Here is a 20466-nt window from a genome sequence, read left to right as displayed (position 1 = left end):
GGCAAGTTCGCTGCACGGCATCACAGTACCGCCGCCGCGCTCGGGCACAGCAGGCGCCCGGTGCGACACTCCGTCAAACCGGCGGCACCGCATAGCCGCCGTCGCGCACGGACAGATCCGCGGCCGGCGCGACATAGCGCGCGGCATCGAAATCGGCGGGCAACGGCTCCACCGGGAAGCCCTCCTTCTCCCATGCGTCGAGGCCGCCCTTCAGCGCCAGCACGTGACGCATTTGCTTGCGATGCAATTGGCTGACGATGCGCTTCGCACTCGCTTCGTTCGGGCATACGCAATAGACAACGATCGGGCGCACCATCAAATCGGGGTGCAGCGGGTCGGGAGAATCGAGATCGAGCGGATACGCACCGGCGATCCGGTACGCTTCCTTCGCGCGGACCGCACGCGGCCGCGCATCGAAAACGACGGGCGGCGCGCTCGAGCGCATCATCTCGTCAAGCTGCTGCGGGCTGATGCGGACTTTCGCGAGCCAACGGCGAAAGCGCAACCGGCAAACCCATCTATACAGCAGGAATGTAACGAAGATCGCGGCAAGCGCGTCGAACAGCGTGCCGCCGCTCGCGCTCACCCACTGCATCAGCCGGGCGATCTCGTCATGCAGCGCGGCGCCGCCGAACAACCACACGCCCGCCCACAAAGACGCGCCCGCGATGTCCCATGCGAGGAACACCCACACGGCCACAGCCGTGGTGCCAAGAAGCGGCGCGGAAACGAGGCCGAGCCCCGGCAGGAATTTCGCGAGCACGAGCAGCGGCGCGCCGTGCTTTTCGAACACCTTGCGCGCGACGCGCAGCGTCGTGTCGAGCGACAGCGAGAAACGCACCAGCGAATTGAGAAGACGCCGGCCACGCGCACGGCCGGCAAAAAACCACAATGAATCGGCAAGCACTGTCGCGCCGACGGCCGCGCATAGCATGCTCGCATACGATGCCTGCCCCATCGCCGCCATCGTGCCGCCGACGATCAGCATCGGCACGGCCGGCACGGGAATGCCAAGTTGTGTGATGAGCACACTGACGAATACGGCCAGCGGACCAAGCGATGCGGGAATAGCCTGCGGAAAATGCCACACGGAACACACCTCGAACGCAGCGAATGCCGAGCGGTTGCAGCGGCGCCGGCATAGTGCCCGGCGCCGGCCGCGGCGCATGCGCGGCGTGAATCGGCATTTCGCATTCTAAACTTGTTTCATTACAGCCCCGTCAACCTGCGACGGCCCGCTCTTTTTCGTCATAGCGCGAAAAGCCGAAACCGGCGCTGTACAATGCACGGGCATCAGCCATCGCGTCCGCCCAACAGACGCAGCCGTGCCAATGCCCGGCAGGCGCCGGTGCTTGTTGCATCGAACGGCAACCGTAGCCTCGTGGGAGATTCATGGATTCGGACATCATGCACATCGGCGGACGCATCCGCCGCCTGCGCCGCGAGCTGAAAAAAACGTTACTCGAAGTAGCCACCGAGGCCAGCCTGTCGGTCGGATTCCTGTCGCAAGTCGAGCGTAACCTGACCGGCATCTCGATTTCCTCGCTCGTCAACGTCGCGAAAGCGCTCCAAACGCCGCTTTCCGCGCTCATCGACCAGCCGCGCCAAGATGCGCCCAACTCGCACCGGAACAGCCGCGAATCATATTCGATCCGCCCCGCCCGGCAGCGCTACGAGCGTCTGTCGACCACCTTTCCGGGCAATCAGCTCAATGCCGTCAAAGTGTCGATGATGGAAGGCTATTGTTCGGAATGGGTCGCCCATGCAGGCGACGAATTCGTTTTCGTGCTGTCGGGACAAGTGCGCTATACGGTCGGCAAGCGGGACTACCTGCTCGGTCCCGGCGATTCGCTGCACTTCAACGCGCATACCCGGCACCGCGTCGCGAACGCCGGGGACGAACCTGCGGAACTGGTCGCGGTCGGCACGCTGCCGCTCTTCGGCGACGGGCAGCCGGCATTTCCGTCGCTGCCGGGCGAACAAAAACCGGCGCGTGCGCCGGGCGCGCGCCAATCGAAGCCTCGAGTTGCCGCACAAGCCGCGCCCGCATCGGGCTCGCGGCGCGCAAAGCGCGGCGCGAGCCTGCCTGATGCTCCCATGCGTGACGCTGCGCCAGCCACTGCTATCCGCCGGGTCGCCACGCGGCGCGGCGAGAAAAAAAACACACGTTAGGCACTGCCAAGGTTACCGCCCTGCTGCGCCCCACACGATTCGCGCGTTGCCGCCCGCCCCATTGCGCCATTACGAATGTTTGACTCGACAGCCGGGCGCCCGCATCGAGCAGACCGAGTCGACACACTTGCCCGGGCCATTCGCTCAGGGTGCCCCCATGTGCTGCGTGAGCGTCGAGATGAAGCGAACGGTTCGCGGATCGCGCGGCCGAGCGAACAAATCGCGCGACGCGCCGGCCTCCACAACCCGGCCTGCCGCCAGAAATATCGCATCGTGCGCAATCGACGCGGCAAGACGCAGATCATGCGTCGCCATCAACATCGTCGTGCCATCGCGCGCCAGTTGCCGTAGCACTTCGACCACTTCAGCCGACAGTTCGGGATCGAGCGAGGAGGTCGGCTCGTCACATAACAAAACCTGCGGCGAAGGCGCGAGTGCACGCGCAATCGCAACGCGCTGCTGCTGGCCGCCCGACAGCGTCGCCGGCCACGCATCCGCTTTGTCGGCAATGCCGACTTTATCGAGCAGACCGAGCGCCCGTTGCCGCGCCTGCTCACGGCCCCACATCTGCACCGTCACCAGCCCCTCCATCACGTTCTGCACGACGGTCAAATGCGGAAATAATTGGAAATTCTGGAACACCATGCCAGTTTGACGGCGCACCGCGAACAGCGCGTCGCGAGACAGCCGCTGGCCCGGTGCGAACGCAATGCGCGCGTCGCCAACCGTAAGCACACCGGACTCGGGCACCTCCAGCAGATTCACGCAGCGCAGCAGCGTACTCTTACCACTGCCTGACGGGCCGATCAATGCCGTGACGCTGCCGGGCTTTAGCACCAGATCGATTTGCGAGAGCACCCGGTGCTCGCCGAAAGATTTGTCGATGCGTTCGAGCTGGATCATCGCCACTGCGCCTGGAAAAGCGCATAGCGTCCGAAATACGTTTCGAGACGCCGCTGCGCACCCGACAATACCGAGCTGAACAGCAAATAGATCAACGCCGCTTCGGTATAGAGAATGAGCGGCTCGTATGTGACCGCCGCGATGCGCTGCGCGGCCTGGAAAATCTCCGGCACGGTCAGCACCGCCGCAAGCGACGTATCCTTGACGAGCGAAATGAATGAGTTCGCCAACGCGGGCAACGCGACTCGCGTCGCCTGCGGCAAGATCGCACGCCGCAACGCCTGCGCGCGCGTCATGCCCATCGAGTATGCGGCCTCCCACTGCCCTTTCGGAATCGATTCGATCACGCCGCGAATCACTTCGGCGTTATATGCGCCGACGTTCAACGAAAAACCGATGACGGCAGCCGTCAACGGATCTAGCACGATGCCGATATTCGGCAATCCGTAAAAAATCACGAAAAGCTGTACCAGCAGCGGCGAACCGCGAAACAACCAGATATAGAAGCGCGCCGCCGCCCGCGCGCCGCGCGGCCCGAACAGGCGCACGAGCGCAGCGGCAAAAGCGAGCAGAAGTCCGATCGCAAACGATGTGAGTGTCAACGGCACCGTAAACACCAGCCCCGCGTACAGCAGCGGCCACAGCGATTGCGTCATCAAATGCAGCCAAGCCGGCATCGTTCGGCTCCACGTCACTGCGAAACATCACGGCCGAAATACTTGTGCGAGATCTTCGCGTAAGTACCATCGGCTTTAATGTCGGCGAGCGCCTTGTTGATTGCGGTAAGCAGTTCCGGGTTGCCCTTGCGGATCAGCACGCCCGACTGTTCGCCCGCGCCGGTTGCATCCGTCGCGGCAATCTTCAGCTTCGCATCGGGCTTGTGTTTGCGGAAATCAAAATAGGACAGCGAATCGTTGATCGTCGCATCGACGCGCCCGGAAGTCAGCAGATCCACCGCTTCGTTGAAGCCTTGCACCGGCACGACATCCGCGCCATGCGCGGCTGCGAGTCGGCCAAAATTGCTCGTCAACGTGTTCGCCGACTTCTTGCCCTTCAGATCGTCAAACGAGCGAATCGCGGCATTGTCGGTACGCACGATCAGCACGGCCCGCGACGTGATGTACGGCGTCGAGAAATCGTACTTCGCCTTGCGTGCATCGGTGATCGCCACTTCGTTGACGACCGCGTCAAACCGGTTCACATCGAGCCCTGCGATCAGCCCGTCCCACTTGCCCTCGACGAACTGCGGCTTGACACCAAGCCGCTGTGCGACCGCGGTGGCGATGTCGACGTCGAAACCCGTCAGCTTGCCGGCTTCGTCATGGTACGTAAACGGCGCATAAGTGCCCTCGGTGCCGACCCGGAATACGCCGGACGATTTGATTTGAGCGAGATCGTCAGCAAATGCACTTGTCGCCAAGACGGCCTGGAACAATACGACGAGCAGCATGGAGCGGATGAGTTTCATGGCGCATACCCTGATTGGTGGACGGGATTGAGCCCTCCCGCCAGCGGGTACCGATCGAGAGGTGCGCGAATTCTACCGACGCGCCACGGACCGGCAAAAAAGCAAATCGGGTATCGATATGAATGCGCTGAATAAGGCGCGCGCGGCACGCGATCTTGCAGACCGACGCGAACTGGCGACGCGGCACGCAGGCTCGAATTCCTGAACGGCGTCGAGAAATGGCTTGCTCCATCGATCGATCCGCTCGATCGATATCCCAACATATTCGCGCTTCAAATTAATTCATGTTCAGCTGCGCCAGAGCATGGTCTTTTTACGCGCGCTTAATGGATAAATGACAAACTCGTCATGTTCGAACGCCGAACCGTCCCCTCCGTGCGATTCAATGCGTTATCCGACCAGCTTGCCATGCGACTTTTCGCCGCATATCCGGTGTCTTTTAAGAGTGCAAAAAATTCATATTTAATCGGATAACAAAATGTTGAACTATAAACCGCCCATAAGCTCAAACATAACTTCACGCAATTCCATGATTTTGAAATGAAGATCCTCATCGTAGAAGACGAGCCGAAGACGGGTACGTATTTGAAGCGCGGGCTCACCGAGGCGGGCTTCGTTTGCGACTGGGTACAGGATGGCGTCAGCGGTCTGCATCAATTGCAGACCGAAGACTACGACCTCGCGATTCTCGACGTAATGTTACCCGGCTGCGATGGCTGGACCATCGTGCGCGAGCTGCGCAAAACCCATCGCACACCGGTACTGTTTCTCACTGCCCGCGATCAAGTCGACGATCGCGTGAAAGGTTTCGAACTCGGCGGCGACGACTATCTCGCCAAACCTTTCGATTTCGCCGAGTTGCTCGCACGCGTGCGCTCGCTGCTGCGGCGCGGACAGACGTCCGATACGTCGGTGCTTTGCGTGGCCAATCTCGAACTCGATCTGATTCAACGCAAGGCGCGCCGCCAAGGCAACACGATTCTGCTGACCACCAAGGAATTCCTGTTGCTGTGGTTGCTGATGCGCCGGCAAGGCGAGATTCTGCCGCGCTCGCTGATCGCCTCCCAGATCTGGGACATCAATTTCGACAGCGATTCAAATGTCGTCGATGCGGCGATCAAGCGCGTGCGCGCGAAGGTCGATCAAAACTACGAGCCCAAGCTGATCCATACGGTTCGGGGAATGGGATATGTGCTCGAACAGCGAGACGAGTCATGCGAATCCTTCGCGTAATCCGCCGCTGGGAAGGGCGCACCATGCGCGCGAAGCTGACGATCCGGTTTGCGCTGTCCACGACGGTGCTGCTCGCAATCAGCGGTCTGATGCTCTATGAAACGCTGACGCGTACATTTGCCTATTCATCGGAGCGTGCAATGGAAACGACGCTCGCGGGCGTGATCGCGCACGTCGGCGATGCAAGCGATATGACGGATCTGCGTGAAAAGGCGCATCGTTTCTACGACTCGTTTCATAGCGACGAAAAAGTCGATTTCGCGATCTACGACGCGCAAGGCACCGCGCGCATGCAAAGCAGTTGGTTCGTCGCATACGATGGCGTATTGCGGGCGAACGCGAGCGGCCATGAATCGATCGTCGACGACAAACGTCACGCCAAACGCTACCTGGTGGCACCGATACACATCGGCGATCAACCAAACCAGCCATTGCGCGTTGCGATCCAGTACGATTTTCGTCGCGAGCAATCACTGCTGCGCACTTGCGCAATCAGCATCATCGCGATCATTTTTGCCTGCACGGCCTGTGCGGCGGCGCTCGCGCAGTGGATTGCCGCGTATACGCTCAGGCCATTGCGCCGCTTCGCATTGCAGGCCGACCAGATTTCGAGCAGCCGGCTCACGCAACCGTTACCTGAAACGGAAATGGCAGGCGAGCTGCGGGAGCTTGCGGTATCGTTCAACCGGATGCTCGCGCGGCTCGACGCATCGTTTACGCGCCTGAAGGAATACTCTTCCGATCTCGCGCACGATATCCGCACGCCGCTCACCAATCTGCTCGCCGAGGCGCAAGTCGCGCTGTCGCAGCGGCGCTCGGTCAGCGAATATCGTCAGGTCATCGAATCAAGTGTCGAAGAGTATCAACGGCTCGCGCGCATGGTCGACGACATGCTGTTTCTCGCCCGTGCGGACGGCCATCAGAACACGCTCGCGATCGAGCCGATCGACGCCTATGCAATGTCCGACCGGATCGTGCGCTACTACGAGACGGTTGCCGAGGATCGCGGCATCCGCATCACGGTGGAAGGCAGCGGCCACTTCCAAGGCGACCTGATGCTCGTGCAACGCGCGCTAAGCAATCTGCTGTCGAATGCGGTCCGTCATGCGCCGGACCATTCGAGTGTCGTCGTCCGCTGCGAGCCATCGGAGCGGCACGTCGTGATCGCCGTGACCGATACCGGCCGCGGACTCGAAGCGGTGCATGTGCCGCGCATCTTCGACCGCTTCTACCGAGTCGATCCTTCGCGATACGATTCCGCCTCGGGCACGGGGCTGGGGCTCGCGATCGTGCGCTCGATCATGACCGAACATGGCGGCGATTGCTGGGTGGAGAGCGTGCCGAACGTCTTTACGACGTTCTTTCTGCGCTTTCCTCGCGAGCACGCGGCCAATTACGGCGATCGCGCTTCGCCCCACCATGAATCGCGCCTGCATCTGGAACAAACCTGAACCGTTTCGCGAGTTATTTTATATTCGACCTCGCCCTTGTCATCAAAATGACAAAAACATCATAGGCGGGTCACGTTGACGGAGGGACTCTTCTTCAGAATGTCAATCATCGAATTCGCTTGTTGGATTCGAGATCGATATGGAGAACGTATGAAAGCCAAATTCCTTACCGCCGCCCTCGCCGCCGCAATCGTTTCGCCGGCGGCATTCGCCGACATGCCCGTCGGCAAAACTCGCGCCGAGGTTTATCAGGAATTGGTCGAAGCCAAGGCCAATGGGCTCGATTACATAACCGACGCGTCGTACCCCGAAATTTCGCCGTTCTATGCACACCGCTTTGCGAACAAGACGAAATCGCAGCAGCCGGTGCACGCGGTCGCCGATACCCGCAGCGAAACGCGCTCAGGCTCGACGCGCGAGCTTTCGGAAGCGTATCAGGAAGAACGCTGCGTCGGCCCGCGGACGTTCTGCAATCCGTACACGGGATCGTGAGCGGCCCCGTAGCATGCCGTAAGCACCGACGGCCGAACCTGACTGTGCGTCGCTCTTGCCGCTCGGCGGCAAGAGCGCGCGCGCGAGGAGACCAACATTTGCCAATCGCCGATACGAGCGTGCGCGCCGCATCACGGACGCACCGACGCGCCGCGCTCCTCGAACAACCGGCGCAGAATACCGCGGTGGCATCGCGCCTCGTCGTCGCAATAACAGCCGACGGCAAAATTCGCCGTCGCCGATAGCGCCGCCAGTACGTCGAGCACCTTGCTCGCATCGCCATGGCTCATCTCGGCGCGGAATTTGCGCTCGAACGCGCGCCATTCGGCGTCCGAACTCGCGGCCTGCGCTTCAGCGACGAGTTCGGCACTCGGCGAAAGCGTCGGCAGCCATACGTCGTAGTAGTTGCGCGACGCAAATTGCGCTTTCGGAACCCCGCGCGGCGGACGCCGCACGGTGCCGATTCGCACTCCCTCATCGGCCGCGCGCGGCGTGCCAAGCTGAACGATGCTGATGCTCATACGCGCTTGCCGTTGCGTGCTGTAACGATCGATACCATATCAAACGCCGCTCGCGATTACCGCGCCGAAAGCCTCCGACACGATGCCGACATTCGCCTCGTTCAACCCGGCGACGCACATCCGCCCCGAGCGCAACACATACACGCCGTGCTCCTCGCGCAGCCGGTCGACCTGCGACGCGCTCAGCCCCGTATACGTAAACATCCCGCGCTGCTTCACGTAACGGGCAAGGGCATCGGCCGGCACATGCGCGCGCAGGCCGTCGTGAATCGCGGCACGCATCTTCGCGATGCGCCGGCACATTGCCGCAAGCTCCTCTTCCCACTGCGCACGCAGCGCGGGCGTCGTGAGTACCTGGGCAACGATCTTCGCGCCATAGATCGGCGAGCTGCTGTAGTTCGAGCGCACGACGCCCGCGAGTTGACCGAGCACGCGCTGCGCAACCGCCACATCGTCGCAAATAGCCGACAATGCGCCGACGCGCTCGCCATACAGCGAGAAGTTCTTCGAGAACGAATTCGCAACGAGGGCCGGCACACCGCGACGCGCCAGCTCGCGCACTGCGAACGCGTCTGCCGCGAGCCCCGCGCCGAAACCCTGGTATGCGATATCGACGAACGGCAACAGCTCGCGCGCCTGCACGACATCGATCAGCTTGAGCCACTGCGCTTCGTCGAGATCGACGCCGGTCGGGTTATGGCAGCATGCGTGCAGCAACACGACACTGCGCGGCGGCAACACGTCGATCGCCGCGAGCATCGCGTCGAACTTCAGGCCGCCCGTCTCGTCGTCGTAGTACGGATACGTGTTGACCGTCAGTCCTGCGCGCTCGAAGATAAACCGATGATTCTCCCAACTCGGATCGCTGATCCACACTTGCGCGCCGGGAAAATAGCGCTTGATGAAATCCGCGCCGATCCGCAGCGCGCCCGATCCGCCGAGCGTTTGCACCGTCGCGATGCGGCCGGCCGCGCGCGCTTCGCTGTCCTCACCGAACAGAACCGTCTGCACGGCGTCGCGATACGACGCCAAGCCCGTCATCGGCAGATAAGGTTTCGGGCCGCCTTCACGCTGCACGATCGCCTCGGCTTCGCGCACGGCGTTCAGCACCGGAATGCGGCCTTCGTCGTCGAAGTAAATGCCGATGCACAGATTGACTTTGCGCGCACGCGGATCTTGCTGAAAATTCTCGTTCAACGTGAGAATCGGATCGCCGGGAAACGCATCGATATGTTCAAACATGGCGGTTTCTGACTGATGAATGGAAAGGGAAATCGGGTCAACGCGCCGAAGCGCCGTCCGTCAGCGCATATTGCACGCCGCGCGGCCGCAGGCGGTAGCCAATCGCGAGCACCGCGAGCCATACCGGAATCAAATAGACCGACAGACGCAGATCCGGCGTTCGGTACATGATGACGAGAATGGCCGCCATGAACGCGAGACACAGGTAATTCGTCAGAGGATAGCCGATGCTCTTGAAGCGCGTTTCGGCGCCCGCAGCACGTTTGGCGCGGCGAAAACGCAGATGAATCATGCTGATCATCGCCCAGTTGATGATGATCGCCGATACGACGAGCCCCATCAACAACTCGAATGCCTTACCCGGCATGAAGTAGTTGATCAGCACGCACAGCGCGGTTGCGAGCGCCGACATGCCGAGCGCCGCAATCGGAATACCGCGCCGGTTGACATGGGCGAGCGCGCGCGGCGCATTGCCCTGCTGCGCAAGCCCGTACAGCATCCGGCTGTTGCAATAGACGCCGCTGTTGTAGACCGACAGCGCGGCCGTCAGCACCACAACGTTCAACACATTCGCCGCGATATCACTCGATAGCGCATGAAAGATCATCACGAACGGGCTGCCGCCGGTGACGACCTTCTGCCACGGATACAGCGCGAGCAACACGCCGAGCGCGCCGATATAGAAAATCAGAATCCGGTAGATCACCTGATTGGTTGCGCGCGGAATGCTGCGGCCAGGATCGTCCGCCTCGGCAGCCGTGATACCGACAAGCTCGAGCCCGCCGAACGAGAACATAATGCCCGCCATCGCCATCGCGAGCCCGCCGACGCCGTTGGGGAAAAAACCGCCGTGCCGCCACAGATTCGACACGCCGGCTTCGGGCCCCGCGTGCCCCGACATCAGTAAATAACCGCCGTAGACGATCATCCCGACGATCGCGGCCACCTTGACGAGCGCAAACCAGAACTCCGTCTCGCCGTAAGACTTGACGCTCGCGAGATTGATCGCATTGATCGCGCAGAAGAACACCAGCGCGGAGATCCAGGTCGGCACGCCCGGCCACCAGTACTGAACGTAGATGCCGACCGCGGAAAGCTCGGCCATGCTGACGAGCACATACAGCACCCAATAGTTCCAGCCAGACAGAAAGCCGGTGAAATGCCCGCAGTATTTATACGCGAAATGGCTGAACGAACCGGCGACAGGCTCGTCGACGACCATCTCGCCAAGCTGCCGCATGATGAAGAACGCAACGACGCCCGCCAACGCATAGCCGAGCAACACCGACGGCCCCGCCGTCTGAATCGTCTGAGCAATACCGAGGAAAAGCCCGGTGCCGATCGCGCCGCCTAACGCGATTAATTGAATGTGACGATTCTTCAACCCCCGTTTGAGGCCATCGTCGTTCTGATCCAAAACCATGTCTTCTCCATTGGGTCCGCCCGCGGCGGAGCGGCGACGCGCATCCAGACCGGCCGGGGCGCCTTATATAGTGTTTCCGGCACCCGGTCGCGGTTTCACGCCGGGCTTACCGGGCTGGGGACTGCCGAAAAGCCGGCGCTCAGTTTATCGCTGGCGGGACGAAATCGGGTTTCGTACCCCCTTCATGCAAACCCTACATTATGAGATAAAATTGCATGCAGGAGACAAATCAGGAAACAAAAATGCAAGAAGCGCTTCTGGATCGCATCGATCGTCAATTGCTCGACATCCTGCAGGAACGTGGGCGGATCTCCAATTTGGAATTGGCGAGTGCAGTTGGGCTGTCGCCCGCTCAAACATTGCGGCGACATCGCCGGCTCGAGGAAATCGGCGCGATCAAACGCTACGAAACCCGGCTCGATGCCGGCATGCTGGGCTTCGGAGTCACCGCGTTCGTGCAGGTCACGATGGAGCGCGGACATATCCGCGATTTGTCGACGTTCCAGAAGCTTGTGTCCGAACTCGCGCAAATCCAGGAATGCTTTTCCGTCACCGGAGATATCGACTACGTGCTGAAGGTCGTCGCCGCGGATCTGAAAGGGTTGTCGACGTTCCTGCTCGATACGCTGATGCGCATTCCCGGCGTGAGCGGCGTGCATTCGAGCGTCTGCCTTGACGAGATCAAATGCACCAGCGCGGTACCGCTGTAGCCAGCCGCCGGCAGGACATTCCGCCGTCGCGTGCATCGATTCGCCGCGCAAGGCCATCGGCAAACCGGCTCGTCTTTACGCGGCCGCGCAACGGTGCTCGCGAAACAAGCCGTAACGAGAACGTGCGTACTCGAGGTTGGCCGTTTCGGAACATGCGCAGCATGCCACTGCCGCGCGGGCTCGCCACGCTCGAGTGGCATTCGGCATGCCTGGCTCGCCTCGGAAAATGCGCCGGACGGATAGCGCCGGCATCATCGGGAAAGCCAGCGGACTTGCATTTCTCGGCGATTTCCGCCTCGCCAGATGATCAGGATTCCTGGTCATCCAGGCATCGATATGCCCGGCTCTCGGAGCTGCACCGAATCGGCCCGCATTTGTGGGCACCGGTCGAAGCGGCCTACGGAGCGCTGTCGGCGCTACCTACGTAGAGGTGCCGTCAATTTAACGCAAACCACCGTGTCAGATATTCCGGAAATTGTTACTCAATGTCCGTTGATTCGGAGCGGAAAACCATGCCGCAACGCCATTTGCCAAGACACAAAGTGGATTCAATATCCGGCACATTGAAAAATCCAATGTGGCAAACAACCATTCAAACGAGAAAAATTCGAATCAATTTTTATGGGCTACATAGTTCATCACAAACAATCCAGACAATATCGATAGTTTTAAAAAAAACGTTTTCCCCCAACCAAATCATCCCATCGATTCGAATTACTCAATAATTTTCACAAATTATCTTGAGTCAATAATTTGAAGACAAAATTCGGCAGACCACCCAGCATCGCAACTCAGGAAAAGCCAATTTTTTTCGTCAATCGATGCAAAATTATTTCTGCCACCCAATTCCTCACCTTCAAAATCCACACAAAATAATTTGACAAAACAGAAGCTTTGTATAAGTTATGTAGGACGAAATAACTGCGGTTCCATCCCCCCAACAAGGACGATCATGAGAAAAGAAATGCTAAAACGCGCCGTTTCGATTCTTGCCGGATGTTTGCTGGCAGCATGTGGAGATGGCGGCTCCAGCGGTATATCGGGCATAGCGCAAAAATCGATGAAGGCGGCAGCTGCGGCCACGCCCCGATTGATATTTAGTCCTTATAAAGACATCACGATCAGCATGAACTGGAACACGAATGTCATCTCCACCAACGTGACCGGTTCGCTTCAACCCATCCTCAACGTCATGCCGAGCAATCTGGATACATTGACTTGGGCATTCGCCACCGGAGAGTGCGGCAGCGAGAACTGGGGAGGGCTTCAGCCTGCAATGGTGGCCAGCGCCAACGTGCAAAGCATGGTGAACGCCGGAAAGAAATACATCCTGTCGACCGGCGGCGCGGCCGGCTCATTTACCTGTAGCTCGGATGCCGGCTTTCAGAAATTCATTCAAACCTACTATTCGGCCAATCTGGTCGGCGTCGACTTCGACATCGAGGCAGGCCAGAGTCAGGACGCAATCAACAATCTCGTTCAACGCGTGATCAACGCCGCGCGGATCTACCCACAACTGCGCTTCAGCTTCACGCTCGCGACGCTCGGCGGCAATTCTGCGCAGAGCCTGAATCAGACCGGCGCCATGGTCATGAACGCAATCAAGAGCTACGGGCTGACCAATTACACCATCAATTTGATGACGATGGATTACGGCAGCGCCAATCCAGGTAACTGCGTAATCGGCAGCAATGGGTTGTGTGACATGGGAAAATCCGCCATCCAGGCAGCCGTCAATCTGCATAATTACTATGGCACCCCGTATTCACAAATCGAATTGACGCCGATGATTGGAGGAAACGATACGCAGGACGAAACGTTTACACTCAACGACGTCAACACCATCTCGTCCTTTGCGCAACAAAATGGCCTCGCGGGCATCCATTTCTGGTCGTTCGATCGCGACAACGATTGCCCTCCCGGCTATGCATCGCCCATCTGTAACAGCTATGGACAAGCTGGAACGCTTGGATTCACCAAGCGATTCCTGTCCGCGCTGAATCTTTGACGGCCACGCCGGTCCGTTCGTCGAGGCAATGGCAAAGGCCGATTGAAAACAACGAAGTTTATCTACGCTGCCGGGGCGCCCAGCATGGGCGCCTCGCGGTTCGCGGCGAGTTGCTCCTCGGCACCACGTCTTCGGATCGATCCACGAAAGTCCGGCGTGCACTTGCACTGGGTTCAGAGCAGCAACGCCAACCCAGCCGTTCCGTATCGAACCGGTATGACGCCGGCCGATCGACGAAATGCCTTCGCGAATACCGCCCGAACACCTGCCCCTTTCTTCGATACGAAACGCAACCCACTTTCGAAAACCACGATAGAACCAAGCTTGCCTGGATTGAATCGACGGTTTCATTCTTAATCCAAACCGGAACACGTGCGTCGCCGGACCGACAGCGCCACTTCCAGTACCGCATCGGTAGATTTATTGCGAAGCCGCCGCCCATTTACTTCGGCATCCGCTAGCGGAACCACCGCCCTTGCCACGCACCGCCAAGCAGTTTCGTTCGCGGCGCCTGCACCTTCATCCACGGTTTTATACAGTCACTGCCGCAACAGATGGCGTGCCGCGGATCATATCCGGCTTTTCGCATGCGTTAAATCGATTTCGCGTATCGATCACATCGTCAATTTCGCGCCATTAAAGTAAAACTATCATCATTGATTCATATTCGTTAAACATTGAAAATTAAATTACAGATAAAACCGAATTAAAAATGCCGTCGCACCGGATATGGTCATTCGATGCCATATCGGCGCAAGCGATCGATGCCGGACAAAGTTCGGCGGATCAGCGCAACCCTCAACCTGCGTAAACGAATGCCATGCCGACCACCACCAACACCACTGCGATGCCATGTCCGGCGTTTGCGCCCAGCGCACCTCCCCTTCCCAGCCCCGCCGCCGCTCCAGCCAGAATGATGAAGCGCTCGGAAAGTCTGCCGGCCAGGATTTCCGCCGATCATCTTCCGGCACGGCGCCCCATCGGCCTGGCAAGGCCATATGGTCGTTTCGTGTCGCCGAGGAATCTAGCCAACGACGTCGCAAACAGTTTTCTGAAGAATGCCGGCTTCGATCTGGCGCTTCGCGAAAACAAATTGATCGTGACCCGCCACCGCGATCTCGAAGCGGCCGAGGCTCAATATCCACCGTCGGGACAAGTTCTCGCGCAGGTCTGCCAGGCATGGATGACGATGGAGCCGACGCCGGCGAAACTGGACATCGCCGCGGCACTTCTGCCGGTGATCAATGCGCAACTCCTCGAACACATCGAGGATTGCAAGATGGAAGGTAGTTTGAAGGAATCGGTCAAAGAACTCGCCAAAAAATACCTGACGGCATTCGGCGGCCGGGATTTGGCAATCGACGATCTGATTTCCACCGTCAATACTTATTTTTTCGACAAGATCGGCACGAACAACACGCTGACGAACGCCAATATCGCCTCGGCAGCATTGACGGCTCTTTTCATGCTCGTGCCCACCATCGGCAAGAACCTGCCGATCCTCATGGCGGCCGTGCGAGACAAGCGCTATAAGGACGCCATCCTGCCGGCGCTGTCGATCATGTCGATTACCGCGATGACGCTCAATCCGACGATGGCCGCATTGGGGCGGGACCTTTCATCGGCGATTGCCGGTTCGGCAGGCAACCTGCTGATGATGACGCATTTGCCGGAAATCCTGCATCACGGTTACGAATGGGCCCAGCTCAAAAACACCCGCTTCCCCGCCGAAACCCATCCATTCACCCATTTTGCGCGCAACCACGGATTGGTCGACCAGGGTTTGCACGCCGCGTTGGATTTCATGCATGAATTCGGCGCGCAGTCCGGCTTTTTAGCACTCAATATGGTCAACGCGGTCACCAACGGCGGTTCCGCACGCAATCCGGCGGTCTTCCCGCTGCTCGCGATGCTGCTCGGCTCGTTTGTGCTGCACACGACCAGAGGCGAGCCGCCGTTCTCCGAATTCAAGGCGGACCGCAACGCCATCGCCGAAGGCCTGACGGCGAACAGCGAACACCATAGCGCACGCGCGCGCGCCGCGATGCTTTTCCTTCAGCAAAAGATCGCCGCAACTTACGACGCGAATTTCGGAAGCATCATCGCCCCGCAGTTGAACAGGTCTTTTGCCGATGCACACATCGCGCGCCAGCTCGGCGGCCATACGTTGTCCGATGAAGACGAGAAAACGTTCGTCAAAAATCTTCTCAGTCATTTTGTCAACGAAAAAAAAGCGAAGGACGCGATTCAAGTAGCGATCGACAAAATTTACCGCTACGAGGACTTCGATCCGGCAACCAACGCGTGCGGCGATCCGCAGTTGGCTGAAATCCTGCGCTTCGTTCAGGCGCAACGAAACAAGGATCGGGCCTTTCTACGTAACACGCGCGGCTTCGCCCATTCCAATCACGTCTATCGCAACATCATCTCTCACGCAATCCAATGTGCGGTCTTCGAAGAGCTTGGACGTTAGCACCGACCTCGCCTCGCCGGGCATCACGAAAACGCCCGGTCATAAAGGGTTCGCACGCGTGCGTCGATCGCCGCCTGCGAGCGGCCTGCTCGGTTTTTTCATCCGTGTATTTCACCGCCCGTGGAGCGGCTCGCCCAGCATCGCCGGCACTCGGTCAGTGATGTTCGCCGCAACCCAAAACAAAAATAGAAATTCCGTCTTATCCGTTTGCTCGACGCGAGCCCGCCTGCTTGCGGCACGCTTTCACATGATCCGCGCCGATGCCCGATCGGAACCGCGTGCGCGGCGCGTTGAACGGAACACGCGATTATTGGAAGACCGCTATTCGCGGACTGCGATCCCGGCTCGCGCCTTCGGCGCAAACGTCGCTCAAACTCTTTCTCATCCGGCTTATCTTCCGCATTCGTCGCGTTCATCGATATTGCCGGTATTCATTCTCTTTACCGTGCCGTTTCATAAGAAGCTCCGCGCTGTCCGAAACAGCCATCAAAACTATCATTCAATGAATTACTCATGAACGTTGTTCAAGAAAATTGAATATAATGCAAAAAAATCAGCTTTTATCACCGCGGAATTCGAGCACTGACGTCACGACCATCTGATTGATTTAACAATGGTTCGTGGTAAATTTCGACCGCTCGACAAAAACGGACCTTTTTGTCTAGAGGATTTTGCCCCTACCCGCAAGCTTATCTTTGTTGAACAATCTATTTGCTTATTGCGTGGCAACGCGCATCTTCGATGCGATGCATGATCTGCTCGAAGAAATTCAATCCACTCGTCGATGCCCGACGCGCTCCATTTATGGGCTATTCCTTTGTGCTGTCTTCGTCACCTCGGTACGCCAATGACCAGTCAATCTGCCCACCCTTCACGCATGCGTCAAAACCACGCAACTCGCGCTCTACAGTCTGTTATTCCGAACCACCGCCCACCCGTTAAAATCGGTTATGCCCGCGTCTCGACTGACGAACAAAATCTACAATTGCAAATCGACGCGCTGCAATGCTGCGGTTGCGAACACATTTTGACCGACCAGGGCATTTCCGGCATGGACTTCTGCCGTCCCGGTCTCGACAGCGCGCTGAAGCTGCTCAAACCTGGCGATACGCTCGTCGTCTGGCGGCTCGACCGTCTCGGACGCTCGCTGGCGAAGCTCGTCGATCTCGTCAATTTTCTGAGCCGGCGCGACGTCGACTTCGTGTCCATCACGGAATCCATCAACACCGCGTCGCCGGGCGGCGTCCTGGTGTTCCATCTGATGGCCGCCCTCGCGGAATTCGAGCGCAGCCTCATCAGCGAGCGCACCCGCGCCGGCCTCGCCGCCGCCCGCGCACGCGGCAAACGGCTCGGCCGCCGCTCCGCGTTGTCCGCCCATCAACGCGCGGAGGTTTTACAACTCATTCAAACCGTGTCGATCAACGAAGTCGCCGCGCAATTCAATGTTCATCCCCGTACCGTCAAGCGATTGATCCATGCGTGCAACTTTTCTCAATCCGTTGACGAATAGCATTTCAGCCTCTAATATCGGACCGGCTTGCCTCTCCCCGTGGCAAGTCAATATCAGAATCATTGATCGGCGCGACCTTCACGGCCGCGCCTTTTTTATTTAAGGAATACGGGAATATAATCCGCAATATAACCTGAGTCAGCCGCCTATTTTTAATGCCACACATGCCGCCCGAAGGCCGCCGGCAAATGGATCTAAAATCTCCGCGCACCGCATTTTCCGTTCGTTCATTATATTTTCCATATGTTTCAAAACACAAAATTACAATTGAAACTCGATTAAAGCAGGCCGATCGCCGATATATTTTGAAGCCGATTAAATGGAGATAAAATCAATTTCCAATTCTCTCGCCCGGAAATTCGTTACCGCTCTCCCATCTGACTGTGTGCATGATTTATGTCAGGCAGACTCAGATCAGGCATGCATGCACGCCCCCTTCGTCACCTTGTCGACGAGTTTTCTGTGCTCGCGCAGCGCAAGCCCGACCACCTTTGCATCGGCCTGCGCATACTCGGCAAATACTGCCCGGTTCGCCGCATCGTGACCGGTCGTGAACATTTCCTCGATATAGACCCCCAACCGCACATTGCGCTCCAGCGCACGCCGCTGGATCGCGCGCATCGTCGCCTGGTCCGCCGACAGCACGATCACCGGCTGCACGCAAAGGCTGTGATATACGTGCCCGTCGGCATCCCGGTACGGATCACCGACGATCTCCGGCGCCGCGCCAACAACGCCGCTCATCAAAAACGCCGTGACATTGAGCTTCTGCCAGACGGCAAGATCGTCTCGAACCACGATCGCGATCTTGGTGTCGAACGCCGCCGGCGCCAAGTGCGGCGAAGCATCAGCCCCAACCGGCAGGAAATCAGATCCAGATATCATTCTTCGCCGTCCTCTCGTTCGTTTCCTGTCCGGTATTGAGCACGCCGCGCGGCTCGATCAGCATCAGCCTGACTTCACGCTCGGCATAGGGTTTGTGTTCTTTCCCTTTCGGCACAACGAACATTTCGCCTTTTGAAAGATGCACGGCGCCATCGCGGAAATCGATGCGCAACGTACCGTCCAGCACGATGAACGCTTCGTCCGTATCGGTATGGGCATGCCAGACGAAATCGCCTTCGATCCTGACGACCTTGAATTGATAATCGTTCATCTCCGCCACGACGCGCGGCTGCCAAAGATCGTGGATTCGCGCGAATTTCTCGTCGAGGTTGACGCACGCATACTCCACGGGTGCGCACGATGCGCGTGCAGATTCGGTTACTGTCATGGGCATTTTGCTCACTGTCGGATGAAATCGAGCCGATCGTACCGGTGGCGCGAATTGGCCGTCTTGAACGATCGTGCATCCGTCGCGGCGGAAAGCGGCGGGTGTGGGCGAGCCTGATTCCCATGCGCGTGCATCGCGGCAACCTAGACAGACGCGCACGCCGGCCGGGCCGCCCCGAACGGACGGCCCGGCCGGCCGGCGCTCACGCTGCGCGAGCCGACAGCATCCTGAGCCACCGCGCCGGCGGCAACCCGTAAGCCCGTTTGAAATGGCGCGTCATATGGCTCTGGTCTGCGAAACCGGCGCGCACAGCCGCATCAGCGAGCGGAACTTGCCGGACGATCAGCGCGCGCACGCGCTCGAGACGTCGCATCGTCAGATATCGGTATGGGCTCGTGCCGAAGAAATGGCGGAAATCGCGGCACAAGCTCCAACGGTCCTGTTCCGCCATGCGCGCGAGATCGTCGAGCGATATCGCGTAATCGGGCGCATCGTGCAGGCAGGTGCGCGCGAGTTGCGCCGCGCGATAGTCGCCCGTGCGGCGCGCGCGTTTCGCGCCGCTCGCCGCGTCGAGCGCCATCGCCAGATCGAACAGCGCGTCGTCCTGCTCGAACGAATCGCCCCCGCCGTCGAGCTGTAGCAGCAGCGTGCCGGCGGCGGCGTGCAGCCGCGGATCGTCCGACATTGCACCATCGATGAACGGCAGCGGCCGTCCGCCGAGCACCTGCTGGACGAGCGCCGGCGCCACATAGATCATCCGGTAGCGAAATCCCCGTTCCGTACCGGCTTCGCCGTCGTGCGGTTCGTCGGGATGAATGACGATCGTGCGGCCGGGCCGGCTATGCACGACGTTGCGCCGGTAATGGAACGATTGCACGCCGGACAGCGTGCAACCGATCGCATAGGTATCGTGCCGGTGCATGTCGTAAGCATGCGCATGGAAATAAGCTTCGATACGCTCGAGGCCGCCGTGCGACGTCCGATGGATCCAATCGGCACGCGTGTCGGGCATGGGGTTGTCCAGCGGCTCGCCCGGCATTGCGCTGCCCCCCTCGTTTTCCATGTCGTCTTCGCCGCGAAAATGAAGCCGGAAAGTCACGCCGGCGCGTGAAAATCGATGCTCCGGCTCATCAGTTGAGCAACGCCGGGCAAAAATTCTAGCACTGCGCACCGGATGCGTGGACCGTCCATCCCGCGCCTGCCAGACAAGCGTCCGTTGGCTACGGCCGTGGGGCCGCCGTCCGTCGTCTTCCAGCCAGTCCCAGGCTTGCGAAGCACCGTCGGTGAGGGAACGCGGCACGCGCATCCGCGGCTCCCGCGCGACCCAAAAACCTCGCGCGCGGCACTATCGTCGACGCATCGAGCGCCGAGGCCCCGCCCGATGTCCCGCGAATCGCTCCCGAATCCCGTCGAACCGCCCGAGATCCGCCGCACGTGCCGAAGCCGCCCGGCGCTTCTCCCCGCCAGGCGCGATGTGGCGCCGACGCATCACTTTCCGCGCTCGCGACACGTGCCCTACGATCATTTTCTTCTATCGATAGGCGGCCGACGACGCGTGCCGCCCCCCGACCATCCGTTCGTACCGCG

General features: G+C 59.5%; 18 protein-coding genes and 1 pseudogene. 9 read left to right on the top strand and 10 right to left on the bottom strand.

Annotated elements, in window-relative coordinates:
- Nucleotides 1-20: 20 nt before the first annotated feature.
- A pseudogene (locus AQ611_RS19420) lies at nucleotides 21-1090 on the bottom strand (VTT domain-containing protein).
- Nucleotides 1091-1392: 302 nt separating this feature from the next.
- Between AQ611_RS19420 and AQ611_RS19415 the strand changes: the two are divergent.
- The gene (locus AQ611_RS19415; protein ID WP_069235723.1) at nucleotides 1393-2172 is read left to right on the top strand and encodes a helix-turn-helix domain-containing protein; all 780 of its coding nucleotides are present in this window, start codon (nucleotides 1393-1395) and stop codon (nucleotides 2170-2172) included.
- Nucleotides 2173-2316: 144 nt separating this feature from the next.
- Here AQ611_RS19415 and AQ611_RS19410 read toward each other — a convergent pair whose 3' ends face one another.
- From AQ611_RS19410 to AQ611_RS19400, 3 genes are read right to left on the bottom strand one after another with little or no spacing between them, the layout of a single operon-like run.
- Nucleotides 2317-3075, bottom strand: coding sequence for an amino acid ABC transporter ATP-binding protein (locus AQ611_RS19410; protein ID WP_069235722.1), 759 nt, complete (start codon nucleotides 3073-3075; stop codon nucleotides 2317-2319).
- Nucleotides 3072-3752 (bottom strand): amino acid ABC transporter permease, encoded by a 681-nt coding sequence (locus AQ611_RS19405; protein ID WP_069235721.1) that lies wholly within the window; start codon nucleotides 3750-3752, stop codon nucleotides 3072-3074. The genes AQ611_RS19410 and AQ611_RS19405 overlap by 4 nt, the downstream gene beginning before the upstream one ends.
- Before the next feature lie 14 nt (nucleotides 3753-3766).
- The gene (locus AQ611_RS19400) at nucleotides 3767-4543 is read right to left on the bottom strand and encodes an amino acid ABC transporter substrate-binding protein (protein ID WP_069235720.1); all 777 of its coding nucleotides are present in this window, start codon (nucleotides 4541-4543) and stop codon (nucleotides 3767-3769) included.
- A gap of 540 nt (nucleotides 4544-5083) precedes the next feature.
- Here AQ611_RS19400 and AQ611_RS19395 point away from each other — a divergent pair.
- The 3 genes from AQ611_RS19395 to AQ611_RS19385 all read left to right on the top strand — a co-directional run bounded on the left by AQ611_RS19395 (nucleotide 5084) and on the right by AQ611_RS19385 (nucleotide 7719).
- Entirely contained in the window at nucleotides 5084-5776 is a 693-nt protein-coding gene (locus tag AQ611_RS19395; RefSeq protein WP_069235719.1) for a heavy metal response regulator transcription factor, read from the top strand.
- The gene (locus AQ611_RS19390) at nucleotides 5758-7227 is read left to right on the top strand and encodes a heavy metal sensor histidine kinase (RefSeq protein WP_059514543.1); all 1470 of its coding nucleotides are present in this window, start codon (nucleotides 5758-5760) and stop codon (nucleotides 7225-7227) included. The genes AQ611_RS19395 and AQ611_RS19390 overlap by 19 nt, the downstream gene beginning before the upstream one ends.
- 150 nt (nucleotides 7228-7377) lie before the next feature.
- Entirely contained in the window at nucleotides 7378-7719 is a 342-nt protein-coding gene (locus tag AQ611_RS19385; protein WP_069235718.1) for a DUF4148 domain-containing protein, read from the top strand.
- Nucleotides 7720-7850: 131 nt separating this feature from the next.
- Here the strand turns inward: AQ611_RS19385 and AQ611_RS19380 are convergent, their stop codons facing one another.
- The 3 genes from AQ611_RS19380 to AQ611_RS19370 are packed head-to-tail and all read right to left on the bottom strand — an operon-like array spanning nucleotide 7851 to nucleotide 10905.
- The gene (locus AQ611_RS19380) at nucleotides 7851-8240 is read right to left on the bottom strand and encodes a DUF488 domain-containing protein (RefSeq protein ID WP_059514547.1); all 390 of its coding nucleotides are present in this window, start codon (nucleotides 8238-8240) and stop codon (nucleotides 7851-7853) included.
- Between the two features lie 39 nt (nucleotides 8241-8279).
- Complete coding sequence (locus tag AQ611_RS19375; protein ID WP_069235717.1) at nucleotides 8280-9482, bottom strand: amino acid aminotransferase; 1203 nt, start codon at nucleotides 9480-9482, stop codon at nucleotides 8280-8282.
- Between the two features lie 37 nt (nucleotides 9483-9519).
- Nucleotides 9520-10905 carry an amino acid permease gene (locus AQ611_RS19370; protein WP_059514551.1) on the bottom strand — a complete coding sequence of 462 codons (1386 nt, stop codon included), beginning with the start codon at nucleotides 10903-10905 and terminating at the stop codon, nucleotides 9520-9522.
- A 242-nt stretch (nucleotides 10906-11147) separates the two neighbouring features.
- Between AQ611_RS19370 and AQ611_RS19365 the strand changes: the two genes are divergently transcribed.
- The 5 genes from AQ611_RS19365 (at nucleotide 11148) to AQ611_RS19350 (ending at nucleotide 17606) form a co-directional block, all read left to right on the top strand.
- Nucleotides 11148-11615, top strand: a complete 468-nt coding sequence (locus AQ611_RS19365) for an Lrp/AsnC family transcriptional regulator (RefSeq protein WP_059514552.1) — start codon at nucleotides 11148-11150, stop codon at nucleotides 11613-11615.
- A 952-nt stretch (nucleotides 11616-12567) separates the two neighbouring features.
- Nucleotides 12568-13623, top strand: a complete 1056-nt coding sequence (locus AQ611_RS19360; protein ID WP_059514554.1) for a chitinase — start codon at nucleotides 12568-12570, stop codon at nucleotides 13621-13623.
- A gap of 820 nt (nucleotides 13624-14443) precedes the next feature.
- Nucleotides 14444-16096, top strand: coding sequence for a hypothetical protein (locus AQ611_RS19355; RefSeq protein WP_146011718.1), 1653 nt, complete (start codon nucleotides 14444-14446; stop codon nucleotides 16094-16096).
- Nucleotides 16086-16613 carry a hypothetical protein gene (locus AQ611_RS25760; protein WP_146011719.1) on the top strand — a complete coding sequence of 176 codons (528 nt, stop codon included), beginning with the start codon at nucleotides 16086-16088 and terminating at the stop codon, nucleotides 16611-16613. Before AQ611_RS19355 ends, AQ611_RS25760 begins: the two co-directional genes overlap by 11 nt.
- A 360-nt stretch (nucleotides 16614-16973) precedes the next feature.
- Nucleotides 16974-17606 (top strand): recombinase family protein, encoded by a 633-nt coding sequence (locus tag AQ611_RS19350; protein ID WP_069235715.1) that lies wholly within the window; start codon nucleotides 16974-16976, stop codon nucleotides 17604-17606.
- A 414-nt stretch (nucleotides 17607-18020) separates the two neighbouring features.
- Here AQ611_RS19350 and AQ611_RS19345 read toward each other — a convergent pair whose 3' ends face one another.
- The 3 genes from AQ611_RS19345 to AQ611_RS19335 all read right to left on the bottom strand — a co-directional run bounded on the left by AQ611_RS19345 (nucleotide 18021) and on the right by AQ611_RS19335 (nucleotide 19942).
- The gene (locus AQ611_RS19345; protein ID WP_082711766.1) at nucleotides 18021-18491 is read right to left on the bottom strand and encodes a DUF2000 family protein; all 471 of its coding nucleotides are present in this window, start codon (nucleotides 18489-18491) and stop codon (nucleotides 18021-18023) included.
- The gene (locus tag AQ611_RS19340; RefSeq protein WP_069235714.1) at nucleotides 18475-18879 is read right to left on the bottom strand and encodes a cupin domain-containing protein; all 405 of its coding nucleotides are present in this window, start codon (nucleotides 18877-18879) and stop codon (nucleotides 18475-18477) included. Before AQ611_RS19340 ends, AQ611_RS19345 begins: the two co-directional genes overlap by 17 nt.
- 202 nt (nucleotides 18880-19081) lie before the next feature.
- On the bottom strand, nucleotides 19082-19942 hold the full coding sequence (locus AQ611_RS19335; RefSeq protein WP_083237460.1) for an AraC family transcriptional regulator: 861 nt from the start codon (nucleotides 19940-19942) through the stop codon (nucleotides 19082-19084).
- Nucleotides 19943-20466: the final 524 nt, after the last annotated feature.

This window comes from Burkholderia singularis (assembly GCF_001718875.1).
Taxonomy (GTDB): Bacteria; Pseudomonadota; Gammaproteobacteria; order Burkholderiales; family Burkholderiaceae; genus Burkholderia; species Burkholderia singularis.
This window is presented reverse-complemented; position numbering and strand designations above follow the sequence as displayed.

Excerpts from the sequence above, each read along its gene's own strand:
- AQ611_RS19415 (WP_069235723.1), top strand. The coding sequence starts at position 1,393 with ATGGATTCGGACATCATGCACATCGGCGGACGCATCCGCCGCCTGCGC.
- AQ611_RS19410 (WP_069235722.1), bottom strand. The coding sequence starts at position 3,075 with ATGATCCAGCTCGAACGCATCGACAAATCTTTCGGCGAGCACCGGGTG.
- AQ611_RS19405 (WP_069235721.1), bottom strand. The coding sequence starts at position 3,752 with ATGCCGGCTTGGCTGCATTTGATGACGCAATCGCTGTGGCCGCTGCTG.
- AQ611_RS19400 (WP_069235720.1), bottom strand. The coding sequence starts at position 4,543 with ATGAAACTCATCCGCTCCATGCTGCTCGTCGTATTGTTCCAGGCCGTC.
- AQ611_RS19395 (WP_069235719.1), top strand. The coding sequence starts at position 5,084 with ATGAAGATCCTCATCGTAGAAGACGAGCCGAAGACGGGTACGTATTTG.
- AQ611_RS19390 (WP_059514543.1), top strand. The coding sequence starts at position 5,758 with ATGCGAATCCTTCGCGTAATCCGCCGCTGGGAAGGGCGCACCATGCGC.
- AQ611_RS19385 (WP_069235718.1), top strand. The coding sequence starts at position 7,378 with ATGAAAGCCAAATTCCTTACCGCCGCCCTCGCCGCCGCAATCGTTTCG.
- AQ611_RS19380 (WP_059514547.1), bottom strand. The coding sequence starts at position 8,240 with ATGAGCATCAGCATCGTTCAGCTTGGCACGCCGCGCGCGGCCGATGAG.
- AQ611_RS19375 (WP_069235717.1), bottom strand. The coding sequence starts at position 9,482 with ATGTTTGAACATATCGATGCGTTTCCCGGCGATCCGATTCTCACGTTG.
- AQ611_RS19370 (WP_059514551.1), bottom strand. The coding sequence starts at position 10,905 with ATGGTTTTGGATCAGAACGACGATGGCCTCAAACGGGGGTTGAAGAAT.
- AQ611_RS19365 (WP_059514552.1), top strand. The coding sequence starts at position 11,148 with ATGCAAGAAGCGCTTCTGGATCGCATCGATCGTCAATTGCTCGACATC.
- AQ611_RS19360 (WP_059514554.1), top strand. The coding sequence starts at position 12,568 with ATGAGAAAAGAAATGCTAAAACGCGCCGTTTCGATTCTTGCCGGATGT.
- AQ611_RS19355 (WP_146011718.1), top strand. The coding sequence starts at position 14,444 with ATGCCGACCACCACCAACACCACTGCGATGCCATGTCCGGCGTTTGCG.
- AQ611_RS19350 (WP_069235715.1), top strand. The coding sequence starts at position 16,974 with ATGCGTCAAAACCACGCAACTCGCGCTCTACAGTCTGTTATTCCGAAC.
- AQ611_RS19345 (WP_082711766.1), bottom strand. The coding sequence starts at position 18,491 with ATGATATCTGGATCTGATTTCCTGCCGGTTGGGGCTGATGCTTCGCCG.
- AQ611_RS19340 (WP_069235714.1), bottom strand. The coding sequence starts at position 18,879 with ATGACAGTAACCGAATCTGCACGCGCATCGTGCGCACCCGTGGAGTAT.
- AQ611_RS19335 (WP_083237460.1), bottom strand. The coding sequence starts at position 19,942 with ATGGAAAACGAGGGGGGCAGCGCAATGCCGGGCGAGCCGCTGGACAAC.